Below are 6,013 nucleotides of genomic sequence, written 5' to 3'. Positions count from 1 at the left end.
GGGCAAGGAAACAACGCCGCGCCTCAAGGGAGGCCGCATGCAAGGCATGGCTGCGATGCGCGAAGCGCGAGCCGCAACGCACAGCGCCAGCGGTGGCCCTTTGCGCAGGGCCGTGCGGGCGGGCCCGGGGGCGCATCTGGAGCGCCGAGCAGCGCAGGGCGGGTGGCCCGCGCGCGCAGCGCGCCTCGTGATCTGACTCGCAGGCGGGTGTCTGAGCGGAGGGGGCGCAGCACCCGCAGCGAGTTACGCGGCGGGGGCCACTCGACCGAGCAGCGCAGGGCAGTCCGCGCTTTGCGCGGACCGCGAAAGCTAAGCCCCCGGGCCCGCCCGCACGGCCCGGAGCAAACCAGCCAACCACCGCGCAGGGTGTTGAGGATCAGGACCTGCGCAAACCGCCAATCAATGCGAAAGGGTGTTTCCCACCCTTCCCAAGCTCACTCGCCGAGGTAGGCCGCCCGCACCTTCGGATCGTTCAGCAGCACCTTGGCGTCGCCGCTCATCGTCACTTCGCCGGAGTCCATCACGTAGCCGCGATTGGCCAGCGACAGGGCGCGGCTGGCGTTCTGCTCGACCAGCAGGATGGTGACGCCTTGCTTGTGGATGGTGTCCACCACCTCGAAGATCTTGTCGACCATGATGGGCGACAGGCCCATCGAGGGTTCATCGAGCAGCAGCACCTTGGGCTTGGCCATCAGCGCGCGGCCCATGGCCAGCATCTGCTGCTCGCCGCCCGACATGGTGCCGGCCAGCTGGTTGCGGCGTTCCTTCAGCCGCGGAAAGATGGCGAACACCTTGTCGATGTCGGCCTCGATCTCGCGGTCGTTGCGGATGAAGGCGCCCATCTGCAGGTTCTCGGTGATGGTCATGCGCGTGAACGTGCCACGGCCTTCGGGCACCATCACCAGGCCCTGCTTGACCAGGTCCCACGGGCCCTGGCCCTGGATCGACTTGCCCAGGTAGAGGATGTCGCCCGCGCCCACCGGCTGGATGCCGGTGACCGCCTTCAGCGTGGTGGTCTTGCCGGCGCCGTTGGCGCCGATCAGGCTCACCAGCTCGCCTTCGGCCACTTCAAAGTTCACACCCTTGACGGCCTGGATGCCGCCATAGGCCACCTTCAGCCCCTTGACCTGGAGCAGCGTTGTCTTCGTCATCGTGGGCTCCGTGTCAGTGGGCGGCATGTCCGGCGCCGAGGTAAGCCTCGATCACCTTCTCGTTCTTCTGCACCTCGGCCGGCGTGCCTTCGGCAATCTGCTTGCCGTAGTCGAGCACCGTCAGCCGGTCGCACAGGCCCATCACCAGCTTCACGTCGTGCTCGATCAGCAGGATGGTGCGGCCGTCTTCACGGATCTGGTTGATCAGCTCGCGCAGCGTGACCTTCTCGGTCGCGTTCATGCCGGCGGCCGGCTCGTCCAGTGCAATCAGCTTGGGATCGGTGGCCAGCGCGCGCGCGATCTCCAGACGGCGCTGGTCGCCATAGCTCAGCGTGCGGGCCTTGTAGTCGGCGTAGCGGCCCACGCCCACATAGTCCAGCAGCTCGCGCGCACGGTCGGTGATCTCGCGCTCTTCCTGCTTGAAGCTGCCGGTGCGGAAGATGGCGCCGCCCAGGCCGGACTTGGTGCGCACATGGCGGCCCACCATCACGTTCTCCAGCGCCGTCATCTCGGCGAAGAGGCGGATGTTCTGGAAGGTGCGTGCAATGCCGGCCTTGGCCACTTCATGCACGGCGGTGGGCTGGTAGGTGGCGCCGCCCAGCTTGAACGTGCCCGAGTCGGGCGTATACAGCCCGGTGAGCACGTTGAAGAAGGTGGTCTTGCCGGCGCCGTTGGGGCCGATCAGGCCATACACCTGGCCCGGCTGGATGGTGATGCCCACGTCCGACAGCGCCTGCAGGCCGCCGAAGCGCTTGGACACACCGCTGACTTCGAGTACGGGGTTGCTCATGGTGGTGTTGTCCTTGTCCTCAGGCCTTGACGGGGTTGGGGGCTGCCTTGCCGTGTTCCGGCGAGGGCCACAGGCCGCGGGGACGAACCAGCATGATGATGATCATGGCCGAGGCGATGAGCAGCTGGCGCAGGATGGCCGCGTCGAGCCGGCCCCCGGTCATCTGCTGCAGCGGACCGGCCACGTAGCGCAGCACTTCGGGCAGCGCGGCCAGCATCACCGCACCCAGGATCACGCCCGGCAGGTGGCCCAGGCCACCCAGCACGATCATGGCCACGATCATCACGCTTTCCATCAGGCTGAACGACTCGGGCGAGACGAAGCCCTGGAAGGCCGCGAACATCGAGCCCGAGACGCCGCCGAAGCTGGCGCCCATGGCAAAGGCCAGCAGCTTCATGTTGCGGGTGTTGATGCCCATGGCCTTGGCGGCGATCTCGTCTTCACGGATGGCCATCCAGGCGCGGCCGATGCGCGAGGTCTCGAGCCGGTGGCAGATGATGACGCTGAACACCACCAGCAGCAGGAACAGGTAGTAGTACAGCGTGACCGACGGGATGGTGAAGTCGCCGATCTGCAGCGACTTGCCGAAGTCGAAGCCGAAGATGCGCATCGAATCGATGCGGTCCAGGCCGCGCGGGCCGTTGGTGATGTTGACCGGGTGCTCCATGTTGTTCATGAAGACGCGGATGATTTCACCGAAGCCCAGCGTGACGATGGCCAGGTAGTCGCCGCGCAGCTTGAGCACCGGCGTGCCCAGCAAAATGCCTGCGATGGCCGCCAGCAGCGCCGCCAGGGGCACCACCAGCCAGATCGGCGTGTGCAGGCCATTGGGGAACATCGCCTGGAAACCCTCGAAGGTTTCGGACAGGTGAGGCGACGCCAGCAGCGCGAACATGTACGCGCCCACGGCATAGAAGGCGACGAAGCCCAGGTCGAGCAGGCCGGCATAGCCCACCACGATGTTCAGGCCCAGGGCCAGCAGCACGTACAGCAGGGCCGAAGCCATGATGCGCACCCAGCCGGCGCCGAACTGGCCCGCGAAGATCGGCAGCGCGATGAGCACCGCAGCGGCGATCAGGAAGAGGACGAACTTGTTCTTCATGTGTGTGTCCCCGCGTCAGGCACGGTCGGCCACGCGCTCGCCCAGCAGGCCCGAGGGGCGCAGCGTGAGCACGAGGATCAGGGCGATGAAGGCGAAGATGTCGGCGTAGTGGCTGCCCAGCACGCCGCCGGTCAGGTCGCCCAGGTAGCCGGCGCCGATGGCCTCGATCAGGCCCAGCAGAATGCCGCCCACCATGGCGCCCGTGAGGTTGCCGATGCCGCCCATGACGGCCGCGGTGAAGGCCTTGAGGCCGGGCAGAAAGCCCATCGAGTGCTGCACCGTGCCGTAGTTGAGCGCCCACATCAGGCCGGCGATGGCGGCCAGCGCCGCGCCGATGATGAAGGTGGCCGAGATCACCATGTCGGGCCGCACGCCCATCAGCGAGGCGACGCGCGGGTTCTCGGCGGTGGCGCGCATGGCGCGGCCGAGCTTGGTCTTGTTCACCAGCCACAGCAGGGCCAGCAGGATGATGCCGGTGGTGACCAGGATCAGGATCTGGGTGACGCTGATGACGGCGCCGCCGAGGTCGATCGGGTCGGTGGGCAGCAGCAGCGGGAAGGGCTTGGGGTTGGGCTTCCAGATGATCATGGCCAGGGTCTGCAGCAGCAGGCTCATACCCATGGCGGTGATCAGCGGGGCCAGGCGCGGCGCGTTGCGCAGTGGCCGGTAGGCGAGTTTTTCGATCGTGAAGTTGAGGGCGGCGCAGACCGCGATGGCGCAAGGCAGCGCGATCAGCAGCAGCACCCAGCCCGGCAGGCCGCTGTCGGCCAGGGCGGTGACCACCGTCCAGCTGGTGAGCGCACCCACCATCAATACTTCCCCGTGCGCGAAATTGATCAGGTTGATGATGCCGTAGACCATCGTGTAGCCCAGTGCCACCAGCGCGTACATGCTGCCGAGCACCAGACCATTGATGATCTGTTGAAAGAAGATATCCATTGGGAAAGTAGCCTCCGGTAGGTCCCGTGCCGCGCCTCCTCATGGGAAGGCGCTGCTCTTGTTCAGGCGTAGCAAGAATTCGGCCGTGTGTGCCGTACTACGCCTTGCACCACTCGTCTGTCACGCTGGCGGCGCGGATTGTAGGTGCGCGTTTTTGGGGCGCGGCGGGTAGTAACCCGTCTGCACAGCGCGTGGACAGCATGGCCTCATGCCGAGGAAGCACGCGGCCTTGCGCGACCTTCATTCATCAGGCTGGCTGGCTCGCGCTTCGTCGTTCAGCCGCCGCAGCTCGGCCAGGCGTTCGCCGATGCGCAGCTCCAGCCCGCGCGGCACCGGCTGGTAGAAGCCGGGGGGCGCCATGCCCTCGGGCAGGTAGCTCTCACCGGCCGCGAAGCCGCCGGCTTCGTTGTGGGCGTAGCGGTAGTCGCGGCCGTAATCCAGTTCCTTCATCAGCTGGGTGGGCGCGTTGCGCAGGTGCAGCGGCACCGGGCGCGTACCGTCGCGCTTGACGAAGGCGCGGGCGGCGTTCCAGGCGCTGTACACCGCGTTGGATTTGGGCGCCATCGCGAGGTAGACGATGCACTGCGCGATGGTCAGCTCGCCTTCGGGCGAGCCCAGCCGCTCATAGGTTTCGGCGGCGTCCAGCGCCAGCCGCAGCGCACGCGGATCGGCCAAGCCGATGTCCTCGCTGGCCATGCGCACCACCCGCCGGATGACGTAACGCGGATCCACGCCGCCATCGAGCATGCGGGCCAGCCAGTACAGCGCGGCATCGGGGTCGGAGCCGCGCACCGACTTGTGCAGCGCCGAGATGGTGTCGTAGAACTGCTCGCCGCCCTTGTCGTAGCGGCGCAGCTGCTCGCCCAGCGACTTTTCCAGCGCGGCTTCGTCCAGCTCGGCCACCGGGCCGGCCAGGCTCACCAGGTTGTCGTAGGCATTGAGCAGCCGGCGGGCATCGCCATCGGCATAGCCCACCAGGCGATCACGCGCAGCATCGCTCATCGGCGGCGCCTGCAGCTCGTGCCGCGCGCGCTCGATCAACGCGGCCATGTCCTCGGCGTCCAGCGCCTTGAGCACATGCACCGTGGCGCGCGACAGCAGCGCCGAGTTGACCTCGAAGCTTGGGTTCTCGGTCGTCGCGCCGATGAAGGTGAAAAGCCCCGCCTCCACATGCGGCAGGAAGGCGTCCTGCTGGCCCTTGTTGAAGCGGTGCACTTCATCGACGAACACCACGCTGGCGCGGCCCTGGCCACGGGCCACCTGGGCGCGGTCCACCGCTTCGCGGATGTCCTTGACGCCGCCCAGCACCGCAGACAGCACGATGAACTGGGCATCGAAGGCGCCGGCCATCAGGCGCGCCAGCGTGGTCTTGCCCACGCCCGGCGGACCCCACAGGATCATCGAATGCAGGCGCCCGGTCTCGAAGGCGGTGCGCAGCGGCTTGCCGGGGCCCAGCAGGTGGCGCTGGCCGATCACCTCGTCCAGCGTGCGCGGGCGCAGGCGCTCGGCCAGCGGCACGGGGCCGGCGGGTGCGGCGCCCTTGCGGGCCTTGGCCGGCGCGCCGGCGGGCGGTGGCGGCGCGGGCAGGTCGTCGAACAGCGACTCGGTCATTGCATGGATTGTGGCGGCCTTTCACCGCGCTATTCGGCCCTTCGCCCGCGGCGTGCAGGGCCACACTGGCTGCGTCATCGCCAGTGAGGTTGTCCATGAGCGTCACCACCCCCGACGAATCCCAAGCCGTTGCCGCGGTCGAGGCCGCAGGCGCTCCCCGCGAGGTGCTGTCCTTCAAGCTGGGCGCGGAGGAGTACGGCATCGACATCCTCAAGGTGCAGGAAATCCGCGGCTACGAGCCGCCGACCCGCATCGCGCATGCGCCGCACTTCTTCAAGGGCGTGGTCAACCTCCGCGGCGTGATCGTGCCCATCATCGATCTGCGCGCCCTCTTCGGACTGGAGAACGCCGAGATCAACGAATTCACCGTCGTCATCATCCTGAACATCGCCAACCGCACGGTGGGCATCGTGGTGGATG

6 protein-coding genes are annotated in these 6,013 nt (G+C 67.5%); 1 reads left to right on the top strand and 5 read right to left on the bottom strand.

The window, feature by feature from the left end; all coding sequences use genetic code 11:
* Nucleotides 1-434: 434 nt before the first annotated feature.
* The 5 genes from ABNT58_RS01475 to ABNT58_RS01455 all read right to left on the bottom strand — a co-directional run bounded on the left by ABNT58_RS01475 (nucleotide 435) and on the right by ABNT58_RS01455 (nucleotide 5,593).
* Nucleotides 435-1,151: an ABC transporter ATP-binding protein gene (locus tag ABNT58_RS01475; RefSeq protein WP_348751742.1), complete on the bottom strand. Its 717-nt coding sequence runs from the start codon at nucleotides 1,149-1,151 to the stop codon at nucleotides 435-437.
* A 13-nt stretch (nucleotides 1,152-1,164) separates the two neighbouring features.
* Nucleotides 1,165-1,941 carry an ABC transporter ATP-binding protein gene (locus ABNT58_RS01470; RefSeq protein ID WP_348751741.1) on the bottom strand — a complete coding sequence of 259 codons (777 nt, stop codon included), beginning with the start codon at nucleotides 1,939-1,941 and terminating at the stop codon, nucleotides 1,165-1,167.
* Nucleotides 1,942-1,960: 19 nt separating this feature from the next.
* Nucleotides 1,961-3,043 carry an ABC transporter ATP-binding protein gene (locus ABNT58_RS01465; protein WP_348751740.1) on the bottom strand — a complete coding sequence of 361 codons (1,083 nt, stop codon included), beginning with the start codon at nucleotides 3,041-3,043 and terminating at the stop codon, nucleotides 1,961-1,963.
* A gap of 15 nt (nucleotides 3,044-3,058) precedes the next feature.
* Nucleotides 3,059-3,982 (bottom strand): branched-chain amino acid ABC transporter permease, encoded by a 924-nt coding sequence (locus ABNT58_RS01460; protein ID WP_348751739.1) that lies wholly within the window; start codon nucleotides 3,980-3,982, stop codon nucleotides 3,059-3,061.
* Between the two features lie 240 nt (nucleotides 3,983-4,222).
* Complete coding sequence (locus ABNT58_RS01455) at nucleotides 4,223-5,593, bottom strand: replication-associated recombination protein A (protein WP_348751738.1); 1,371 nt, start codon at nucleotides 5,591-5,593, stop codon at nucleotides 4,223-4,225.
* Between the two features lie 95 nt (nucleotides 5,594-5,688).
* Here ABNT58_RS01455 and ABNT58_RS01450 point away from each other — a divergent pair.
* Nucleotides 5,689-6,013: chemotaxis protein CheW (locus ABNT58_RS01450; protein ID WP_348751737.1), on the top strand; the 325-nt coding region annotated here is incomplete at its 3' end.

It is taken from the genome of uncultured Aquincola sp. (assembly GCF_964001545.1).
Lineage (GTDB): Bacteria > Pseudomonadota > Gammaproteobacteria > Burkholderiales > Burkholderiaceae_C > Aquincola.
The sequence above is the reverse complement of the archived record's forward strand: the minus strand, read 5'-3'. Positions and strand labels throughout refer to the sequence as shown.

Bases quoted from the DNA above. Each gene is read 5' to 3' on its own strand.
- ABNT58_RS01475 (WP_348751742.1), bottom strand. From the start codon at position 1,151: ATGACGAAGACAACGCTGCTCCAGGTCAAGGGGCTGAAGGTGGCCTAT.
- ABNT58_RS01470 (WP_348751741.1), bottom strand. From the start codon at position 1,941: ATGAGCAACCCCGTACTCGAAGTCAGCGGTGTGTCCAAGCGCTTCGGC.
- ABNT58_RS01465 (WP_348751740.1), bottom strand. From the start codon at position 3,043: ATGAAGAACAAGTTCGTCCTCTTCCTGATCGCCGCTGCGGTGCTCATC.
- ABNT58_RS01460 (WP_348751739.1), bottom strand. From the start codon at position 3,982: ATGGATATCTTCTTTCAACAGATCATCAATGGTCTGGTGCTCGGCAGC.
- ABNT58_RS01455 (WP_348751738.1), bottom strand. From the start codon at position 5,593: ATGACCGAGTCGCTGTTCGACGACCTGCCCGCGCCGCCACCGCCCGCC.